Source organism: Streptomyces sp. CLV115, from assembly GCF_038448545.1.
Classification (GTDB): Bacteria; Actinomycetota; Actinomycetes; order Streptomycetales; family Streptomycetaceae; genus Streptomyces; species Streptomyces sanglieri.
The window spans coordinates 1-19,582 of the sequence record NZ_JBCEWQ010000159.1 but is presented as its reverse complement, the minus strand read 5'-3'; the positions used below and the strand labels follow the sequence as shown (position 1 = coordinate 19,582).

Annotated in this window: 15 protein-coding genes and 1 rRNA gene; 7 read left to right on the top strand and 9 right to left on the bottom strand. The window is 69.7% G+C overall.

Annotation, left to right across the window (positions count from 1 at the left end; genetic code table 11):
• Positions 1-317 precede the first annotated feature (317 nt).
• Positions 318-3,143, bottom strand: a complete 2,826-nt coding sequence (secA, locus tag AADR41_RS34750) for a preprotein translocase subunit SecA (RefSeq protein WP_342285890.1) — start codon at positions 3,141-3,143, stop codon at positions 318-320.
• Between the two features lie 239 nt (positions 3,144-3,382).
• Here secA and AADR41_RS34745 point away from each other — a divergent pair, with 239 nt between their 5' ends.
• Together AADR41_RS34745 and AADR41_RS34740 are read left to right on the top strand one after the other, a co-directional pair.
• Positions 3,383-3,955, top strand: a complete 573-nt coding sequence (locus AADR41_RS34745; RefSeq protein WP_342285889.1) for a GNAT family N-acetyltransferase — start codon at positions 3,383-3,385, stop codon at positions 3,953-3,955.
• A 65-nt stretch (positions 3,956-4,020) separates the two neighbouring features.
• Positions 4,021-5,196 (top strand): winged helix-turn-helix domain-containing protein, encoded by a 1,176-nt coding sequence (locus tag AADR41_RS34740; protein WP_342285887.1) that lies wholly within the window; start codon positions 4,021-4,023, stop codon positions 5,194-5,196.
• A 73-nt stretch (positions 5,197-5,269) separates the two neighbouring features.
• On the opposite strand, the gene AADR41_RS34735 is transcribed toward AADR41_RS34740, so the two are convergent.
• The 7 genes from AADR41_RS34735 to mtnA all read right to left on the bottom strand — a co-directional run bounded on the left by AADR41_RS34735 (position 5,270) and on the right by mtnA (position 13,835).
• Positions 5,270-6,019 carry a response regulator transcription factor gene (locus AADR41_RS34735; protein ID WP_342285885.1) on the bottom strand — a complete coding sequence of 250 codons (750 nt, stop codon included), beginning with the start codon at positions 6,017-6,019 and terminating at the stop codon, positions 5,270-5,272.
• A 183-nt stretch (positions 6,020-6,202) separates the two neighbouring features.
• Positions 6,203-6,892, bottom strand: coding sequence for a ribosome hibernation-promoting factor, HPF/YfiA family (gene hpf / locus AADR41_RS34730; RefSeq protein ID WP_124723209.1), 690 nt, complete (start codon positions 6,890-6,892; stop codon positions 6,203-6,205).
• A gap of 321 nt (positions 6,893-7,213) precedes the next feature.
• Entirely contained in the window at positions 7,214-7,942 is a 729-nt protein-coding gene (locus AADR41_RS34725; RefSeq protein ID WP_342285882.1) for a ComF family protein, read from the bottom strand.
• Positions 7,943-8,111: 169 nt separating this feature from the next.
• Entirely contained in the window at positions 8,112-9,977 is a 1,866-nt protein-coding gene (locus AADR41_RS34720) for an LpqB family beta-propeller domain-containing protein (RefSeq protein WP_342285880.1), read from the bottom strand.
• A complete protein-coding gene (gene mtrB / locus AADR41_RS34715; protein ID WP_342285879.1) occupies positions 9,967-11,991 on the bottom strand; it encodes an MtrAB system histidine kinase MtrB in 2,025 nt (674 codons plus the stop codon). Before mtrB ends, AADR41_RS34720 begins: the two co-directional genes overlap by 11 nt.
• A 1-nt stretch (position 11,992) precedes the next feature.
• The gene (mtrA, locus tag AADR41_RS34710; protein ID WP_187438793.1) at positions 11,993-12,682 is read right to left on the bottom strand and encodes a two-component system response regulator MtrA; all 690 of its coding nucleotides are present in this window, start codon (positions 12,680-12,682) and stop codon (positions 11,993-11,995) included.
• A 4-nt stretch (positions 12,683-12,686) separates the two neighbouring features.
• The gene (mtnA, locus tag AADR41_RS34705; RefSeq protein ID WP_342285876.1) at positions 12,687-13,835 is read right to left on the bottom strand and encodes an S-methyl-5-thioribose-1-phosphate isomerase; all 1,149 of its coding nucleotides are present in this window, start codon (positions 13,833-13,835) and stop codon (positions 12,687-12,689) included.
• Positions 13,836-13,975: 140 nt separating this feature from the next.
• Here mtnA and AADR41_RS34700 point away from each other — a divergent pair, with 140 nt between their 5' ends.
• The 5 genes from AADR41_RS34700 to AADR41_RS34680 are packed head-to-tail and all read left to right on the top strand — an operon-like array spanning position 13,976 to position 19,396.
• A complete protein-coding gene (locus AADR41_RS34700; RefSeq protein ID WP_342285875.1) occupies positions 13,976-15,175 on the top strand; it encodes a glycerophosphoryl diester phosphodiesterase membrane domain-containing protein in 1,200 nt (399 codons plus the stop codon).
• A 4-nt stretch (positions 15,176-15,179) separates the two neighbouring features.
• A complete protein-coding gene (locus AADR41_RS34695; RefSeq protein WP_342285874.1) occupies positions 15,180-15,869 on the top strand; it encodes a DUF4129 domain-containing protein in 690 nt (229 codons plus the stop codon).
• Positions 15,866-17,077, top strand: a complete 1,212-nt coding sequence (locus AADR41_RS34690; protein ID WP_342285872.1) for a DUF4350 domain-containing protein — start codon at positions 15,866-15,868, stop codon at positions 17,075-17,077. The genes AADR41_RS34695 and AADR41_RS34690 overlap by 4 nt, the downstream gene beginning before the upstream one ends.
• The gene (locus AADR41_RS34685; protein WP_342285870.1) at positions 17,074-18,075 is read left to right on the top strand and encodes an AAA family ATPase; all 1,002 of its coding nucleotides are present in this window, start codon (positions 17,074-17,076) and stop codon (positions 18,073-18,075) included. The genes AADR41_RS34690 and AADR41_RS34685 overlap by 4 nt, the downstream gene beginning before the upstream one ends.
• Before the next feature lie 10 nt (positions 18,076-18,085).
• Positions 18,086-19,396 carry a DUF58 domain-containing protein gene (locus AADR41_RS34680; protein ID WP_342285891.1) on the top strand — a complete coding sequence of 437 codons (1,311 nt, stop codon included), beginning with the start codon at positions 18,086-18,088 and terminating at the stop codon, positions 19,394-19,396.
• Positions 19,397-19,511: 115 nt separating this feature from the next.
• Here AADR41_RS34680 and rrf read toward each other — a convergent pair.
• Positions 19,512-19,582 (bottom strand): 5S ribosomal RNA (rrf, locus tag AADR41_RS43025); the annotation flags it as partial.

Sequence of the window (19,582 nt, the reverse complement as noted above, 5' to 3'; positions counted from 1 at the left end):
GTGCCCGGGTTTGGGGAAGGGGCGGGTAGGGGACAGGCCTCGCGCAGCGCCCCAGCCCCAACGCCCCAACGCCCACCCGCAGGCACATATCCCAGGCCGCGAACCGCGAACCTCAGACCCAAACCCCATGCCGCGAACCCCCACAGCCCCAAACCGCAGACGCAAACCACAGACACGAACCACAAACCGCACACCAAAAAGCCGGAGCCGGACGCCCAAACCACACGCGCCCGACCCCGGCTACAACCCCACTACAACCCGACCACCGCAACGACGCCCGAAGACGTCACCCGCAGCCGCCACTACTTCTGCCGCGACTACTTCTTACGACGACGCCCGCCCCCACCGTTCTTCTGGGCCTTGCGCCGCTCCGCCCTGGTCAGCCCGTCCGACTCGGACCCGGCCCCGGCCGCACCGTCACCGTTGGAGAAGTCGCCCTCGACGACCCCGCCCTCCCCGTCCACCGTGGGAGCGGAGAAGTGCAGCCGGTCCGGACGCTGCGGAGCATCGAGCCCCTTGGCCCGGATCTCCGGACGCGCCGCCGGCACGGCATCCTCCTTGGTGAGCGAGGTGCGCTCGGCCTCGTCCTGCACCGGCACCTCCTCCACCTGCTGCTCGACCTGGACCTCCAGGTTGAACAGGTAGCCGACGGACTCCTCCTTGATGCCCTCCATCATGGCGTTGAACATGTCGAAGCCCTCGCGCTGGTACTCGACCAGCGGGTCCTTCTGCGCCATGGCACGGAGGCCGATGCCCTCCTGGAGGTAGTCCATCTCGTAGAGGTGCTCACGCCACTTGCGGTCCAGGACGGACAGCACCACACGCCGCTCCAGCTCACGCATGATGTCCGAGCCGAGCTGCTTCTCACGCTCGTCGTACTGCTCGTGGATGTCGTCCTTGATGGACTCGCCGATGAACTCGGCCGTGATCCCCGCCCGGTCGCCGGCCGCGTCCTCCAGCTCGTCGACGGTGACCTTCACCGGGTAGAGCTGCTTGAACGCGCCCCACAGACGGTCCAGGTCCCACTCCTCCGCGAAGCCCTCGGCGGTCTCCTGACGGATGTAGTCGTCGATCGTGTCGTCCATGAAGTGGCGGATCTGGTCCTGCAGATCCTCGCCCTCCAGGACCCGGCGACGCTCGCCGTAGATGACCTCACGCTGCCGGTTGAGCACCTCGTCGTACTTCAGGACGTTCTTGCGCGTCTCGAAGTTCTGCTGCTCGACCTGCGACTGGGCCGACGCGATCGCCCGCGTCACCATCTTGTTCTCGATCGGCACATCGTCCGGCACATTGGCCATCGACATGACGCGCTCGACCATCTGCGCCTTGAACAGCCGCATCAGGTCGTCGCCGAGCGACAGGTAGAAGCGGGACTCGCCCGGGTCGCCCTGACGGCCGGAACGACCACGCAGCTGGTTGTCGATACGCCGCGACTCGTGCCGCTCGGTGCCCAGGACGTACAGCCCGCCGAGCTCCTTGACCTCTTCGAACTCCGCCTTGACGGACTGCTCGGCCTTCTCCAGCGCCGCGGGCAGTGCGGCCGCCCACTCCTCGACGTGCTCGACGGGGTCGAGCCCGCGCTGGCGCAGCTCCGCCTCGGCGAGGTCGTCGGGGTTGCCGCCGAGCTTGATGTCGGTGCCTCGTCCGGCCATGTTCGTCGCGACCGTGACCGCGCCCTTGCGGCCGGCCTGGGCGACGATCGTCGCCTCACGGTCGTGCTGCTTGGCGTTGAGGACCTCGTGCTGGACACCGCGCTTGGAGAGCTGCTGCGAGAGGTACTCCGACTTCTCGACCGAGGTGGTGCCGACCAGGATCGGCTGCCCCTTCTCGTGCTTCTCGGCGATGTCGTCGACGACCGCGGCGAACTTCGCGACCTCGGTGCGGTAGATCAGGTCCGACTGGTCGGCACGGACCATCGGCCGGTTGGTCGGGATCGGCACCACACCGAGCTTGTAGATCTGGTGGAACTCGGCGGCCTCGGTCATCGCCGTACCGGTCATGCCGGAGAGCTTGCTGTAGAGGCGGAAGAAGTTCTGCAGGGTGATCGTGGCGAGGGTCTGGTTCTCGTCCTTGATGTCCACCCCTTCCTTCGCCTCGATCGCCTGGTGCATGCCCTCGTTGTAGCGGCGGCCCGCGAGGATACGGCCGGTGTGCTCGTCGACGATCATGACTTCGCCGTCGATGACGACGTAGTCCTTGTCCTTCTTGAAGAGTTCCTTGGCCTTGATGGCGTTGTTGAGGTACCCGACGAGCGGCGTGTTCACCGACTCGTAGAGGTTCTCGATACCGAGCCAGTCCTCCACCTTCGAGACACCGGGCTCGTGGATGGCGACGGTCCGCTTCTTCTCGTCGACCTCGTAGTCGCCGGTCTCCTCGATGCCCTTGAGCGGGTTGCCCGCCTCGCCCTTGGTCAGCCGCGTGACCAGCTTGGCGAAGTCGCCGTACCACTTGGTGGCCTGGTCGGCCGGGCCGGAGATGATCAGCGGCGTACGGGCCTCGTCGACGAGGATCGAGTCGACCTCGTCGACCACGGCGAAGTTGTGACCGCGCTGGACGAGCTCGTCGGCGGACCACGCCATGTTGTCGCGGAGGTAGTCGAAGCCGAACTCGTTGTTCGTGCCGTACGTGATGTCGCAGGCGTACTGCTCACGGCGCTGGGCCGGCGTCATGTTGGCGATGATGCAGCCGACGGTCAGGCCGAGGAACTTGTGGACGCGGCCCATCATCTCGGAGTCGCGCTCGGCGAGATAGTCGTTGACCGTGATCAGGTGCACGCCCTTGCCGGAGAGCGCGTTGAGATACGCCGGCAGGGTACCGACCAGGGTCTTGCCCTCGCCGGTCTTCATCTCGGCCACATAACCGAGGTGGAGGGCTGCGCCGCCCATCATCTGAACGTCGTAGTGGCGCTGTCCGAGGACCCGCTTCGCGGCCTCACGGACGGTCGCGAATGCCTCGGGGAGCAGGTCGTCCAGGCTCTCGCCGTCCGCGTACCGTTCCTTGTACTCGTCGGTGAGCGCCCGCAGCTCGGCGTCGGAGAGGTTGACGAAGTCCTCTTCGATGGAGCTGACCTGGTCCGCGATGCGGTGCAGTTTGCGCAGGATCTTGCCTTCGCCTGCACGCATGAGCTTGTTGAAGACGGACACTGAGGCTGGTCTCCTTGCCGGTCGGGCCTGGCACTGGGTCGTGTTATGGACTCTGGCGCGGGCACGGCAGGTGGGCCCCACCGCAACGGCCATCGTAAGCGAGGACCCCGCCGCCCCGGGAGGGCTGCCGCCGCGTTGGCCCCGCTGTCCCCTCCGAGTCAACGGCCGGGGGGCGCCGAAGGTGCCGGGAAGTCCGAAAAGTGTTCGCTTCCCGAGCACACCCTCACCAGAATCCCTTCATGGAGCCGATCACCCTCACCAGCGACCGTCTGCTGCTGCGCCCCTTCACCGAAGGGGACGTGGACGCGATCCACACCGCCTGTCAGGACCCGGACATCCAGCGGTGGACGGTCGTGCCCTCCCCGTACAGCCGCGCCGACGCGGAATTCTTCGCGGGGAAGCTGTGCCCCGGTGGCTGGCAGGACGACTCCATGTACAACTTCGCGGTGGTCCTGCGCGAGAGCGGCGCCCTGACCGGCGCCCTCGGCATCAATCGCCGCAACCTGCCGGGCACGTACGAGGTCGGGTTCTGGACCGCCGCGGAGCACCGGGGCCGCGGCTACATGACGGAGGCGGTGCGGTGCGCCGCCCGCTGGACCTTCACCGAGCTGGGCGGCGACCGGCTGGAGTGGCGCGCCGAGGTGGGCAACGCCCCCTCGCGTGCCGTGGCGCTGAGGGCCGGTTTCCTGATGGAGGGCGACCAGCGCTCGGGCCTGCTCAACAAGGGTGTGCGGCGCGACTCCTGGATCGGCGCGCTGCTCCCTTCCGACCTCGGCCTGCCGGGCACCCACACCTATCTGCCCGCCCCCTGACCCGTCGGCCGGGGTTCCACAGGAACCCCGGCCGGCTGTCAGTGCCTGCCTCTAGGGTTCGGGGCATGACGTCTGTGCCGCCTCCCGCCGTTGAACTCTCCGCCGACCAGGCGCGCAGGATCGCCCTGCACGCCCAGGGCTTCCTCGGCGCTCCGGACCGCCGGGCCGGGGTTCCGGGCGTGCTGCGGCACCTGGGTGCCGTACAGCTCGACACGATCTCGGTGCTCGCGCGATCGCACGAGCTGATTCCGTACGCGCGCCTCGGCGCGGTCGGCCGGCGCACCGTGGAAGAGGCGTACTGGTCGGGCGGCCGCACCTTCGAGTACTGGTCGCACGCGGCGTGCATCCTGCCGGTCGAGGAGTGGCCGCACTTCGCCTTCCGCCGTCGCGCCTACCGCTCCCGCCCGCACTGGCACCACGATCTGCCGGACGGCGCGTACGAGACGGTGATCAAGCAGCTGCGCGCCGAGGGCCCGCTGACGGCGACGGAGCTGGGCGGCGCGAAGAACGGCGGGGAGTGGTGGGACTGGTCGGCTTCGAAGGTCGCCGTCGAGCGGGCCCTGATGTACGGCGAGGTGGTGTGCACCGAGCGGCGCAGCTGGAAGCGGGTGTACGACCTCGCCGAGCGGGCCCTGCCCGACGACGTGCTGCACGACGATCTGGACGACACGGAGTGCATGCGGCGGCTGGTCGCGCTCGCGGGGCAGTCGCTGGGGGTGGGCACCCGCGCGGACATCGCGGACTACCACCGGCTCAAGGGCGAGCAGTTCGACGCGGTGGTGGCGGATTCCGGGCTGGTGCCGGTGTCGGTGCAGGGCTGGGCGAAGCCGGCCTGGGCGGACCCGGCGGCGCTGGCCTCGGAGCCGCGCGGACGGCACCGTACGACGCTGCTGTCGCCGTTCGACTCACTGGTCTGGGAGCGGGCGCGCACCGAGCGGATCTTCGGTTTCACCCACCGGCTGGAGGCCTACGTCCCCAAGCCCAAGCGGGTCCACGGGTACTTCGCGATGCCGCTGCTGGCGGGCGGAAGGCTCCAGGGCCGCGTCGACCCGGCGCGCGAGGGCAGCACGCTGGTCGCCCGGCAGGTGTCGTTGGCGAGCGGGAAGGCCGTGGCCCCGATGGCCCAGGCGCTGGCGGAGGCCGCTTCCTGGGTCGGCTGTACGGATGTCAGGCTGGAGCGGGTCGACGCTCCGGAACTGCGCGGGCCGCTCGCTCAGGAAATTGCCCGCGCCCTGGCATGAGCGCGCGTTCCGGCACCCTCGCCCGGCCCTTTCGCCGGGCCGCCTCTTCCCCGATCGGCCCTTCCCCGGACGGTCACCGGATCTCCAGAATCTTCTCCCTCATGGCATAGACCACGGCTTCCATCCTGGAGTGCAGCTGCAACTTCTCCAGAATGTTGCGGACGTGGTTCTTCACGGTGTTCTCGGAAATGAACAGTTCCTTCGCGATATCGCGATTGTTCATGCCCGTTGCAACGAGTTTGAGGACTTCGAGTTCCCGGTCGGTGAGCCGGGGCGCCGGCACGAGCCTGCGCTCGTCGGTCCGCTGGATCATCGACTTGAACTCGGTGAGCAGCTTGGACGCCATGGAAGGGCTGATCTGGGACTGCCCGTCCGCGACCGCGCGAATCGCCGTGGCCACCTCGTCCGTGGAGATCTCCTTGAGGAGATAGCCGGTGGCACCGGCCTTGATCGCGTCGTAGAGGTCGGCCTCCTCGTCGCTGATCGTCAGCATGATGATCTTCGCGCTGGGCGCCACTTCCTTGATCGCCGTGCAGGCCTCGATGCCACCGCGCTTCGGCATCCGTACGTCCATCAGCACGATGTCGGGAAGCAGATCGGCGGCCTTGTCGACCGCCTCCGACCCGTCGCCCGCCTCTCCGACGACCTGGATGTCCTCCTCCTGGGCGAGGACGATCTCCAGACCTCTGCGGAAGAGCGCGTGGTCGTCCACCACGAGGACCCTGATCGGCTCCCTGCGGAAACCACTGTCCGCGCCGGTGCCGGCACCGGCGATGTCGTCGGCATCATTCGCACCACGCACGGGCCCGAAGGTGTCCGCCATTGTTCCTCCCCCTGAAGGCCATGGCCTGAAGTTCACACTGTCCGCCAACGGCAGTTCACAGAGCACCGGTTGGCTTGGGACGCCATGATTCCATGCCTGGACGTCAGAGCGGTGATCCTGTGGTCGCACGCGGGTGCCCCTGGGGGCGCACAGGCGCTCCAGGGGCACCGCGGAAGCGTGGCGTCAGCCGCCGAGCGCACCGCCTGCGCCGCCCGCCTCGTCGGCGGCCAGCGGGTCGGTCCTCAGGTGGATGACACCGTAGTCATAGGCATGCCGTCGGTAGACGACACTGGGTTCCTTCGTCTCGGAGTCGACGAACAGATAGAAGTCGTGCCCGACCAGCTCCATCTCGTAGAGCGCCTGGTCGAGCGACATCGGTGCGGCGACGTGCGTCTTCTCGCGCATCACCAGCGGACCCTCGCCCTGAATCTCCAGCGAGCCGAACCTCGTGGTGGGCACGGACTCGGCCGACTCGTCGGCGATCAGGTCGCCTTCACCGTTGAAGGACGCCGCCCCCGGCACGATCTCGCCGACCTCGGCAGCGGAAATCCGGCCATTGCCACGGCGGCTGTAGCGCTTGTCGTGCTGCTTGCGCAGCCGCGCCTCCAGCTTGCCGGTGGCCAGGTCCAGCGCTGCGTACGGGTCGCCTGCGGCCGCTTCAGCCCGGATGACCGGACCACGCGAGCGGAGCGTGATCTCCACCCGGTCGGAACGGTCGGCCTGACGGGGGTTCGGCTCCTTGGACACCTCGACGTCGAGGCTGATCACCTTGCCGTCGAACTTCTGGATCTTGTCCAGCTTCAGCTTCTCGGCCACGTGCTTGCGGAACCGCTCGGGCACCTCGGTCTTGCGGCCCTTGACGACGATGTCCACGCAGAACTCCGTTCCCGGATCACTCCACTCATCGGTGGAGCGTCTCCCTTTTGCACCAGGCCCCGGTGACAACCGGAGCCGCGGACTCGGTGACTTCCACCTCCTCCTCCCCCATCGGCGAGGACTCCACCCCACCGAATTCCAGCTTCTGGACCACTGGTGTGTTGCCTGCCCGAAACCTGGCGGTGCATTCATCGAGGTCTGGCATTCACCATTCCTCACAACTGAACATAGCCTGCCAAGCCGGATGTCGGCACCCGCTACTCGCGCGTACCTCCGTTCAGGGCGTTTTTCTCACTCACTACCTGCAACGATGCAAGTTCATTGACAGTTCCGGTTTATTTCGAATGCCGACGGAGATGCTGCGACCACGGCTGCCTGCCCACCTCTCGGGTCTGCACACGCGTGCCCGCACGCCGCCGCCACGGCCCGGGCCGCCTCGGCGAGCGAGGCTCCCGTCGTCAGAAGGTCGTCCACCAGCACCACCCGCCCGGCCGCAAGCAGCCGCTCGCCGCCGGTCTGGACCTCCAGCGCCCCCGCCAGATTCGCCTGCCGCAGGTCGGCGCCCAGCCCCGCCTGGTCGGCCACCGCACGGTGCTGCCGGAGCACCGCGACCACCCGGGCCGGGGTGCCACCACGTCTCAGTTCTCCCGCCGCGGCCAGCGCTATCCGGCGCGTCGGATCATGACCGCGTGCCGCCACCGCACGTCGCGCCGACGGCACGGGTACGAGCAGCAGGGGCCCGGCGACACCCGCATGCCCCGCCCCGGCCCGTACGGCACCCGCCAGCGCCTTGCCGAGCGCGCCCACCAGCCCCAGCTCCCCGCGCTCCTTGTGGGCCAGCAGCACCGCACGCACCGCGTTCTCGTACCCGGCGGCCGCGTACACCGTCGGCAGGCCTGCCGGCTCCGGAACGGGCCTCACCCGGCGCGGAACCCCGCCGTGGAGCTCCGCCCGGCATTCCTCGCACAGGTCTGCACGTGGCCTGCCGCAGCCACCACAGGTCACCGGCAGCACCAGGCCGGAGATCTCCCGCCACCACCCCCGCATGCCTCCACTGTGCGCCTCCCGCGGCGACCGGGCCACCCCTGTGGAAAACGCGACCGCCCGGCCTCGGCCGGACGCGTCGGACCGGTGGCTCTCAGCTCGGGTGAACGCCGGTGGCGCTCGGCCCGAGCGGATCCCGACGGCTCTCAGCCCGGGTGGACGCCGGCGGCGCTCAGCCCGGGTAGACCAGTGACGAGCCTTCCTTGACCACCGTCTGCCAGTTGTCACCGGGCGACAGCTTCACGATCCCGTCACTGGACGTGGCCGCCATCAGCGGAAGCTGCTCGTCGTCGGCCGCCGCGACCGACAGCACCTGGTTCACGCCGGGCAGCACGCCCGATGCGGACGTCGAGCCGTCCGCCTGCACGTAACGCACCTGCTGCACGCCGCCCTGCTCCTTGCCGACCACCACAAGGCGGCTGCGGCCCGACCACGACATCGCGGTCACATCCGTCAGCTGCGGCGCGGCCTGGCGCAGTTCCACCACCGACACCTGCTGCGACGATTCCCGCCCGCGCCGTTCGATCCGGCCGATCTTCAGCGTGGTGCGGCCGTCCTGGGTCACCAGCAGCGCTATCCGGACTCCGTCCGCGGACATGCGCAACGCCTCGATCCGCCCGCCGTCCAGGTCGGGCACGGCGACCTCCTGCGGCTCGCCGGTGCCTCCGGCCAGTCTCAGCAGTCTGGGCCGGTCGCGGTCCCGGTCGGCCACCCACAGGTCGCCCCTGCCGTCCCAGCTCGGTGTGGACAGACGGTTCTTCACGTCGTGGGACCTGCTGGTCACCAAGGCCGCGGGGAGGTCGGCGTCCGAGACGATGGACGACACGTACAGAGAAGTCCCGTCGCGCGAGACGGCCGCCGCCAACTGCTCGTCCCTGGCCACCCCGACCGCGCCCATCCGTACCGTTCCGTTGCCGAGCGGGCCGGCCACCGCCTCCGGGGCCCCACTGCCCTTGGTGCTGCCGGGAATTCGTTCCACCTGTCCCTTGGCGTCGACGAAGTACTGGCTGTCCGGCCCGCTCGACGAACCGTCAGGGGCGAACTCCTCCGCCTGGTCCGCGCCGAGCAGACACAGCGGGGAGCCGTCGGAACGCTGGAGTTGGACCTGTTCGACCCGGGCGGACGTCAGGTCCCTCAGGGTGTAGAGGACCTGCGAGGCCATCATGCGGCAGGTGCGCTGCCCGACGCCGTCCGCCTTCTTGTCGAGCGGGACCTTCAGTACGTTGCGGTCGTCGGGGGCCAGCGAGGTGACCCCCTTCTTCAGCGCCGTACCGGGCGGGAACCGCGATGCGACCACGGGCTGAAGCCAGCTGGTCGGCCCCGCGAGGAGGCTGCGGACTGACTGCGTCACGGTGTCCATCCCCGTGACGGGGTCCGTCCGGCTGCGGAGATAGACCGGATCGGCGACCAGGGCCGACTGCCCGTCCGACCGCCCCGCCTCGAAGTAGTACTTGTTGACGGAGCGGTAGAGACGCCTGAAGTCCGACTGCCCGAGCAGCAGGCCGTCCGAAACGCGATCGATCCGCCACTCCTTGCCGCCCGGCCCGTTCTCCTTCACCAGGTGCAGGGTCTGGTTGTAGTCCGTGGGCGCGAGCGGCTGGTAGGCACTCTGCTCGTCGACCGTCGCCACCGCCTCACCGGTCAGCGTGTAGGTGACCTCGGTGACGTCGCGTTCGCTGTCGCGCAGGGTCCGGTCGTTCCGGTTCGGTGCCTTGGTGAGCACGGTGGTGACGGCGTTCGGCTTCCACGTCCCGGCCGCCTTCTTCGTCAGGTACCGGCGGGTCGTCCTGAAGTGCGGGTCGTCACTGGTCATGGACTCCAGGAAGCCGTCGACGACCTCGTTGGGCGTGGCGTTGTCACGTGGCGCGACGGCGTACACCTGCACCTGGGAGTCGCCGGGCTGCGAGGCGTCGACAGCCTTGACGTCCCCGGTGACCGGCATCGAGCCGCACGCGGACAGCAGCACCGCACCGCATCCGAGCAGCGCGACCAGCCCCACTGCGCGTCCACGGCCGTCCTTACGACGGTCAGTCCCCACGATTCGTGTCCCCCCGCTCCGGGTCCTGCACCGCAGTGTCCAATTCGCCGCCCGACCGCTCCTCGGCGTGGCGGGCGACCACCCGTGCGCCACTACCAGGCAGGGCCGCCGGGTGGACCGAGGCCGGCGCCGTCCGGGGCGCCACCGGGGTGCGCGACGGAACGGGCAGCGCGGACCGGTCGTTGCCGCCGGGCTGGGTCGGCACGGCCGTCAGCCGGTGCTCGCTCCCGGCCTTCGGCGCGGCCGCGGCCCGTTCACGGTTGTCCCGGTTACGACGGGAGTCCTCGGGCTCCAGTGGTATCGGCGATCCGCGCAGCGGCTCGTCCGCCGTACGCGGCAGAGTCAGCCGGAACTGCGAACCGCCGCCGGGCTCGCCCCACGCCTGGAGCCAGCCGCCGTGCAGCCGGGCGTCCTCCACCGCGATGGAGAGCCCGAGGCCGGTACCGCCGGTCGTCCGCGCGCGGGCCGGGTCGGCCCGCCAGAAGCGGTTGAACACCCGCGTCGCCTCGCCCGGCTTCAGCCCCACCCCGTAGTCCCGGACGGCCACGGCGACCGCGCCTCCGGCCACTCCCATCCGCACCACCACATCGCGGCCCTCGCCGTGCTCGACGGCGTTGACCACCAGGTTGCGCAGGACACGCTCGACCCGCCGCGCATCGGCCTCCGCGATCACCGGCTGCTCGTCGCCGACCACCCGGATCCGGGTGCCCTTGCGCTCGGCCAGTGGCTCGGCCCCGCCTATCACCCGTCGTACGACCTGCCGCAGATCTATCGGCTCCGCCTCCAGCGCGGCGGCCCCCGCGTCGAACCTGCTGATCTCCAGCAGATCGGAGAGCAGCGACTCGAACCGGTCGAGCTGGTCCCCGAGCAGCTCCGCGGAACGCGCCGTCACCGGATCGAAGTCGCTGCGGGCCTCATGGATGACATCGGCGGCCATCCGCACGGTCGTCAGCGGAGTCCGCAGCTCGTGGGAGACGTCGGAGACGAAGCGCCGCTGCATCCGGGAGAGCTCCTCCAGCTGCTGGATCTTCAGCTGGAGGTTCTGCGCCATCTTGTTGAAGGCCTCACCGAGCCGGGCGATGTCGTCCTCGCCGGTGACCTTCATCCGCTCCTGGAGCCGGCCGGCCGAGAGCCGCTCCGCGATGCCGGCCGCCATGCGCACCGGCGTGACGACCTGCCGGACCACGAACCAGGCGATGGCCCCGAGCAGCACGACCAAGAAGAGTCCCGCGGTCGCCAGCGTGGTCTTGATCAGTGTCAGCGACTTCTCCTCCTGCGTCAGCGGGAAGAGGTAGTAGAGCTGGTACGGATTGTGGTCGTTGTCGTAGAGCCGCTTGCCCACGACAAGTCCGGGCTGCGGTTGCTGCCCGTTCGCGTACTGGATCTCGGAATACGTCTGGAACGCCCCGGACCCCTTGTTCACGGCATCCCGCAGGCTCTGCGGGATGCTCACCGCCTCCACGCTGCCCGAGCCGCGCGGGGCACGGGTTCCCTCGTCGGCGCTGAGCGCCACCACGTTGAAGGCGTTCTTGCCGCCGCTGGCGAGCTGATCGACGAGCTCGGTCCGCCAGGAGTTGTTGGCGGTGGCGCCGTCCGCCGTGTCGCCGCCCTGCCCACCGGGGGTGAGGGGGGCGTTCGCCTTCTCCTGGGCCGCGGCGAAACCGCCGGCCGCCTGCGTCTGGGCGGCCTTGCCCTTGGCGTCGAGCAGGCCGTTGCGCACCTGACCGATCACGACCAGCCCGAGGAGCAGCACCACACCGAGCGACATGAGCAGCGTGCCCGCGACGACCCGCAGCTGGAGATTGCGCCGCCAGAGCCTCACGGCGGGCAGCAGCGGACGCCGCACCCAACGCATCAGCAATCGCGGCACAGGACCGCCGGGCGCCCGGTCGTGGAACAACCGGCCGCCCTGCAGAAGGCGCCCCATCCGGAGCACCCGGTGTCCTGGACCGGCAGCCCGCTCCGCACGGGCTCCCGGCTCCCCGGGCTGCGGAGCAGCGCTACTCGGGGGCATGTCAGCTCGGTCCGGCCTTGTAACCGACCCCTCGGACGGTCACGACGATCTCCGGGCGCTCCGGGTCCTTCTCGACCTTGGAACGCAGTCGCTGGACGTGCACGTTCACCAGCCGGGTGTCGGCGGCGTGGCGGTATCCCCACACCTGCTCCAGCAGCACCTCACGGGTGAAGACCTGCCACGGCTTGCGGGCGAGTGCGACCAGCAGGTCGAATTCCAGCGGGGTGAGGGCGATCGACTGCCCCTCCCGCTTCACCGAGTGACCGGCCACATCGATGACCAGGTCCCCGATGGCCAGCTGCTCCGGCGCCGGTTCCTCGGACCTCCGCAGACGTGCCCTGATCCGGGCAACCAACTCCTTAGGTTTGAACGGCTTGACGATGTAGTCGTCGGCCCCGGATTCCAGGCCCACCACCACGTCAACCGTGTCGCTCTTGGCAGTGAGCATGACGATCGGCACACCCGACTCGGCCCTGATCAACCTGCAGACCTCGATGCCGTCCCTACCGGGCAGCATGAGATCGAGCAGGACCAGGTCCGGCTTGGCCTCACGAAATGCGGCAAGTGCCTTGTCGCCGTCCGCTACGAACGACGGCTCGAACCCTTCACCACGCAGCACAATCCCGAGCATCTCGGCCAGTGCGGTGTCGTCGTCGACGACAAGGACGCGTCCCTTCATAATCGACATCATCCCATTAGCTAATCGTTACCTGCGATGATCTGGCACACAGCTCGGCCAGTCCGACCCCCGTGACCGGGGAAACCGCGCCCTCCTCCGTGACGATCGCCGTGATCAGCTCCGGGGGCGTGACATCGAACGCGGGGTTGTACGCGGCGGTTCCCACCGGCGCCACGGGCAGTCCGACCGCATCCTCGCCCGCCACCCCGGCCCGCGGCGATGTGAGCTCCGTCACCTCTGCCCCCGGCCGCTGCTCGACGATGATCGACGCCCCGTCCGCGGTGCCCAGATCCACGGTCGTGGTCGGCGCGACCACGATGAACGGTACGTGGTGGTACTTCGCGAGCACGGCCAGCGGATAGCTCCCCACCTTGTTCGCCACCGACCCGTCCGCGGCGATGCGGTCCGCCCCGATGAGCACGGCGTCCACTTCCCCCGCGGCGAACAGCGACCCTGCGGCATTGTCCGTGAGCAGGCTGTACGGCATTCCGTTGCGCGCCGCCTCGTACGCCGTCAGCCTGGCCCCCTGCAGCAGTGGACGCGTCTCGTCCACCCACAGCTGCCGCAGCCGCCTTCCCCGGTGCGCGGCGAGCGCCACCGCGAAGGCTGTGCCCTCACCCCCGGAGACGAGCGCCCCCGTATTGCAGTGCGTCAGCAGACGATGCCCACCGCCCCCGGGCAGCAGCTCGTCGAGCAGGGCAAGACCATGGCGCGCCATGCGCCCGCTGGCCTCGGCGTCCTCCCGGTGCAGCATCCTGGCCTCGGCCAGCGCCACCGCCGCGGCCCGCTCCGGATCCGCGCCCTTCCCGATGGCCTCCCGATAGGCCCTCTCGGCCCGCCGTACCCCGTACCCGAGGTTCACCGCGGTGGGCCGCGCCCGCTCCAGCAGCTCCGCGGCCGACGCCATGTCGTCTCCCCGGGCGGCCGCCAGAGCCACCCCGTAGGCCCCCGCGATCCCGAGCAGCGGGGCCCCGCGCACCGCCAGCGTCCGGATCGCCCGCACCAGCGCGGGCACATCGGTACACACCAGCTCGGCCTCCTCCGCCGGCAGTCGCGTCTGGTCGAGAAGCACCAGTGCGGGACCTTCCGGCGGCTCGGCCCAACGAAGTGCGGGAAGCGCGGGGGAATCGATGCCCACCGGCGATTGCGCGTCCTGATCAGCCATCCGCCCAGTCTGCCCGGTGAGCCGCCCGCAAATGAAGGAAGGAAGGAGATGGAGCGCCCGGCCCAGACCTGGGCAACGCGTGGCACGATGGCTGCCAACCTGCCGCCCCGACGAGCGGGCAGGACCATGAAGGAGCGAGAATGAACGACACTCCGGGCTGGGCCTCGCCCGGATCCGCCCCCTCCGAGGGTCAGGGGGCCGGTGTTCCCCGGCCCTCCGAGCCCGCCGACGGCAGCAGCCCGGCAGGGAACTGGTCTCCCGCGCAGCCGCCCGCAGGGCAGTGGTCCCCACCGGGCACTCCCGGCTCCGGTCGTGGCGCACCACCTCCCGCAGGCTGGGGCGGCGGACCGCAGGGCCCCGGCTGGGGCCGGCCGCCCTTCGCCGCCAAGCCCGGTGTCATCCCGCTCCGGCCGCTCGGCGTCGGCGAGATCCTCGACGGTGCGGTCTCCACGATGCGCGCCCACTGGCGCACGGTCCTCGGCATCACACTCGCCGTGTCCGTGGTGGCCCAGATCGCGATCATCCTCGTGGAACGGTTCCTGCTGCCGGAGCCTCCGCGGATCGATCCGAACGCCACCGGCTCGGAAGCGCTGCGGCAGGCCACCGACTCGGCACAGTCGACCCTGTTCAGCAGCCTGCCTTCGCTGCTGATCACCATGATCGCCACGCTGATCACGACATCCGTGCTGACCGTGGTGATCAGCCGCTCCGTGCTGGGCCGCCCCGTGACGCTCTCGGACGCCTGGGCCGAGGCCCGGCCACGGCTTCCTCAGCTGCTGGGGCTGACCCTGCTGCTGGCCCTGATCAGCGCCGCCGTCCTGGCAGTGGGTCTGATGCCGGGCATGCTCATCGGCTCCGCCGCGGGGGCCGGGCTCGCCCTCCTCGGATTCATGGCCGCGCTCTGCGTCGTCATCTGGCTGATGGTCCGCTTCTGCCTCGCCTCTCCGGCCCTGATGCTGGAACGCCAGTCGATCACCACCTCCATGCGCCGCTCCTCGAAGCTGGTCAGGGGCGCATGGTGGCGGACCTTCGGCATCCTGGCGCTGACCGGGCTGCTGACACTCATCGTGGCCGTGATCGTCTCCATCCCGTTCGGCGTCATCGCGGTGATCGTGGACGGCGACGGAATCGGCTCCGCCCTCACGGACGGCTCCACCAACTTCGGCTGGCCCTTCCTGATCGTCTCCGGCATCGGCGAAGTGATCATCGCGACGATCACCTACCCGCTCTCCGCCGGCGTGATGGCGCTGCTCTACATCGATCAGCGCATCCGCCGCGAAGCACTCGATCTTGAGCTCGCCCGGGCCGCGGGCCTGCCCGGATACGACACCAGGAGCTGATGCCGTGTCGGGGGCGGGGGGCACCACAGCAGTACGGCTACTGATCCGCGCGAGCGGCGACATACCCGTGGACACTCCACGTGTCCCTGCCGGCGAGGACGCGAAGCACGAACTGTCCAAACCGATGTACCACGAGAACGATCCCAACCTCCTCCAGCGAGGCCTCGACCGGCTCTGGGACTGGATCGGAGATCTCCTGGACACGGCCTCCGGCGCCGCACCGGGCGGCCCGGTAGGTCTCGTCGTGCTCGTACTGATCGTCGTGGGCCTGGTCGCCGCGCTCTGGTGGCGGCTGGGCACACCGCGCCGCACCGTGCGGTCCGCGGACGCTCTCTTCGACGACGGCCCCCGCAGCGCGGCCGAACACCGGAAGGCCGCCGAGGCCCACGCCGCCGCCCGGCGCTGGAACGAAGCGGTCCAGGAACGGATGCGCGCCATCGTCCGCTCCCTGGAGGAACGCGCCCTGCTCGACCCCCGCCCCGGGCGCACCGCGGACGAGGCCGCCGCCGAAGCGGGCGGGCCGCTCCCCGCGCACGCGGCGCGACTCCACGAGGCCGCCAGGACGTTCGACGACGTCACATACGGCGGCCGTACCGCCGACCAGCAGGCATACCTGGTCGTACGAGACCTGGACCTCGACCTCGAAGCCGCCAAGCCCCTCCTGACGACCACGGCCCGGGGGGCAGCCCAATGACCGGGGTCACCGCCGCCTCCACCTCGTCGGCATTCACCGCTCACCAGGTCTGGGGCCGGATCCGTGGCCTGCTCCTCGCCCTCCTCGTACTCGTCGCCGCCGGAATCGCCCTGGCGACCGTCCGCTCCGGCGACCAGCACGGCCTCCTGGACCCTCGCTCCGCCGACCGCTTCGGCAGCCGGGCCGTCGCCGAACTCCTCAAGGAGCGCGGCGTTTCCGTTCGTGTGGTCACCACGCTCGACGGTGCCACCGCAGCGCTCGGCCCCGACACCACGTTGCTTGTCACGTCCCCCAATCTGCTGGCACCGCACCAGCAGCGCGAACTCCGCGCAGCGACCGACAACTCGGCCGGCCGCACCGTCCTGCTCGCAGCGGGCCCGCCCTCCGTGCGCACGCTGGTCCCCGGTGTCAGCGCGCAGTCCACCGGACCGGTCGCCGCTCGCTCCCCCGAATGCGCCCTGCCCGCAGCCCGCCGTGCCGGCGACGTCGAAACGGGAGGCTTCGGCTACTCCTCGGACGGACTCGACACCATCGCCTGCTTCCCGAGCGGCGGCCTCCCCACCGTGCTCCTGGTCGAACAGGGAGCGGGGGACACCGTGCTCCTCGGCGCCCCCGACCTTCTCCGCAACGACAGACTCGCCAACCAGGGCAACGCGTCCCTGGCCCTGCAACTTCTCGGTTCCCGTCCTCATCTGGTCTGGTACCTCCCCTCACTCGCTGATGCATCCGCTGTCACCGGGAACGGGGGTGCCGACGGCGACGGCACCTCGGACGACCGCAGCTTCGCCGACCTGATCCCCCAGGGCTGGCTGTGGGGCACGTTGCAACTCGCCCTGGCCGCCGTGCTCGCCGCCGTCTGGCGCGCCCGCCGCCTGGGCCCCCTGGTGACCGAACGGCTTCCCGTGGCCATCCGCGCCTCGGAATCCACCGAGGGCCGGGCGCGCCTCTACCGCAAGGCGAACGCCCGCGACCGGGCCGCCGAGTCCCTGCGTTCCGCCACCCGTACCCGCCTCGCCCCACTCATCGGCGTCCCCCCACGCGACGCCCACTCCTCCTCAGCACTCGTTCCCGCCGTTTCCGCCCGCCTGGGCAGCACCGACGACAGCCTCCAGACATTGCTCTTCGGACCCGCCCCGTCCGACGATGCCGCTCTCGTCCGACTGGCAGACCAACTCGACACCCTCGAAAGAGAGGTACGCACGTCATGAGCGCCACGCCCCCGGTGCCCGCCGAGACCACCGAGCTCCTCGGGAACGGCGACACAGCCCGCGCATCTCTGGAAGCGCTGCGCTCGGAGATCGCCAAGGCCGTTGTCGGCCAGGACCCGGCCGTCACCGGACTCGTCGTCGCCCTGCTCTGCCGAGGACATGTTCTCCTCGAAGGCGTCCCGGGAGTGGCCAAGACCCTCCTGGTCCGAGCTCTCGCCGCATCCCTCGAACTCGACACCAAGCGTGTCCAGTTCACCCCCGATCTGATGCCCAGCGACGTCACCGGCTCACTCGTCTACGACGCCCGCACGGCCGAGTTCTCCTTCCAGCCCGGCCCCGTCTTCACCAATCTCCTGCTCGCCGACGAGATCAATCGCACCCCTCCCAAGACCCAGTCCTCCCTCCTCGAAGCCATGGAAGAGCGCCAGGTCACCGTCGACGGAACTCCTCGGCAGCTGCCCGACCCCTTTCTCGTGGCCGCCACGCAGAATCCCGTCAAATACGAGGGCACCTATCCGCTCCCCGAGGCCCAACTGGACAGGTTCCTCCTCAAGCTGACAGTGCCTCTGCCCTCGCGGGAGGAAGAGATCAACGTCCTCACCCGTCATTCCGACGGCTTCAATCCCCGCGACCTCAAATCGGCCGGCATACGTCCCGTCGCCGGCCCGGCCGATCTGGAAGCCGCCCGCAACGCGGTCGCCCGGACCAAGGTCTCTCCCGAGATCGCCGGCTACGTCGTCGATATCTGTCGTGCCACGCGTGAATCCCCCTCGCTCTCCCTCGGCGTCTCCCCCCGAGGTGCCACCGCCCTGTTGTCGACCGCTCGTGCCTGGGCCTGGCTCACCGGCCGTGACTACGTCATCCCGGACGATGTGAAAGCCCTGGCACTCCCCACACTTCGCCATCGCATCCAACTGCGGCCCGAGGCGGAGATGGAGGGTGTCACCCCCGACTCCGTCATCACGGCCGTCCTCGCCCACGTCCCCGTACCCCGATGAGGCAGTGACTGTGGCCCTCACCGGACGTACCGCCCTACTGGCCGCCCTGGGGTCACTCCCTGTAGGCATCCTGGCCCCGAGTTGGACCGGGATGCTGGCTGTCAACGCACCGCTCTCTTTGGCAATTCTCTGCGACTACGCCCTGGCTGCACCAGTGCGCACGCTCCATTTCACCCGATCCGGTGATACAAGCGTTCGACTCGGCGAGACCGCCGAAGTGCAACTCACCGTAACCAACTCTTCCCGTCGCAAGTTGCGGGCACACCTTCGCGACGCCTGGCCTCCCAGCAGCTGGACCGCGGGCACGGAGCAGGCTTCCTCACGGCACGCGCTGACGGTCCCGCCGGGCGAACGCCGCCGACTGACCACCGTCCTGCGGCCGACGCGCAGGGGCGACCGCCGAGCCGAGCGCGTCACCGTCCGCTCCTTCGGCCCACTGGGGCTCGCCTTCCGACAGGGAAGCCACCAGATCCCGTGGACGGTACGGATCCTGCCTCCGTTCACCAGCCGGAAGCATCTGCCGTCCCGTCTCGCCAGACTCCGCGAGCTCGACGGCCGTACCAGTGTGCTCACCCGTGGCGAGGGCACGGAGTTCGACAGCCTGCGTGCGTACGCACCCGGCGACGACACCCGCTCCATCGACTGGCGGGCCACTGCACGTCAGTCCGCCGTCGCGGTACGCACGTGGCGCCCCGAGCGGGACCGCCACATCCTCGTCGTCCTGGACACCGGCCGTACCTCGGCGGGGCGTGTCGGTGATGTGCCCCGTCTCGACGCGTCCCTGGACGCGGCCCTGCTGCTCACCGCCCTCGCGACTCGCGCAGGCGACCGCGTGGACCTGCTTGCCTACGACCGTCGGGTCCGCGCACAGGTCCAGGGCCGGTCCTCGGGAGAGGTCCTGTCGGCCATGGTGAACGCCCTGGCGCCCGTCGAGCCGGCACTCGTGGAGACGGATGCCCGAGGTCTCGTCGCCGCCGTGCTCGCCGGAGCTCCTCGTCGCTCCTTGATCGTGCTTCTCACCGGTCTGGACTCGGCCCCCGTGGAGGAAGGACTACTTCCTGTACTCCGTCGTCTGACGCAGCGCCACACCGTGCTGGTGGCTTCTGTGGCGGACCCGCATGTCGAGCAGATGGCAGGTTCGAGAGGCACAGTGGACGCGGTCTACGAAGCAGCGGCGGGCGCACAGGCCCAGGAAGGACGGCTCCGCACCGCGGAGCAGCTCCAGCGTCATGGCGCGGTGGTCGTCGACGCCACCCCGGAAAACCTTGCCCCGGTCCTCGCCGATGCCTACCTCTCCCTCAAGGCAGCTGGGCGGCTCTGACACATACCTCCGCCACGAACGGAGCCACACGTCGGGAAGGGGCTTCCCGGCCGGCTGCCCGTGAACGCAGAAAAGCCCCGTGTCCACAAGGACACGGGGCTTTCCCGTAAAAGGAGTTCGGCGGCGTCCTACTCTCCCACAGGGTCCCCCCTGCAGTACCATCGGCGCTGAAAGGCTTAGCTTCCG

Excerpts from the sequence above, each read along its gene's own strand:
- AADR41_RS34745 (WP_342285889.1), top strand. The coding sequence starts at position 3,383 with ATGGAGCCGATCACCCTCACCAGCGACCGTCTGCTGCTGCGCCCCTTC.
- AADR41_RS34740 (WP_342285887.1), top strand. The coding sequence starts at position 4,021 with ATGACGTCTGTGCCGCCTCCCGCCGTTGAACTCTCCGCCGACCAGGCG.
- AADR41_RS34735 (WP_342285885.1), bottom strand. The coding sequence starts at position 6,019 with ATGGCGGACACCTTCGGGCCCGTGCGTGGTGCGAATGATGCCGACGAC.
- AADR41_RS34725 (WP_342285882.1), bottom strand. The coding sequence starts at position 7,942 with ATGCGGGGGTGGTGGCGGGAGATCTCCGGCCTGGTGCTGCCGGTGACC.
- mtrB (WP_342285879.1), bottom strand. The coding sequence starts at position 11,991 with ATGCCCCCGAGTAGCGCTGCTCCGCAGCCCGGGGAGCCGGGAGCCCGT.
- mtrA (WP_187438793.1), bottom strand. The coding sequence starts at position 12,682 with ATGATGTCGATTATGAAGGGACGCGTCCTTGTCGTCGACGACGACACC.
- mtnA (WP_342285876.1), bottom strand. The coding sequence starts at position 13,835 with ATGGCTGATCAGGACGCGCAATCGCCGGTGGGCATCGATTCCCCCGCG.
- AADR41_RS34700 (WP_342285875.1), top strand. The coding sequence starts at position 13,976 with ATGAACGACACTCCGGGCTGGGCCTCGCCCGGATCCGCCCCCTCCGAG.
- AADR41_RS34690 (WP_342285872.1), top strand. The coding sequence starts at position 15,866 with ATGACCGGGGTCACCGCCGCCTCCACCTCGTCGGCATTCACCGCTCAC.
- AADR41_RS34685 (WP_342285870.1), top strand. The coding sequence starts at position 17,074 with ATGAGCGCCACGCCCCCGGTGCCCGCCGAGACCACCGAGCTCCTCGGG.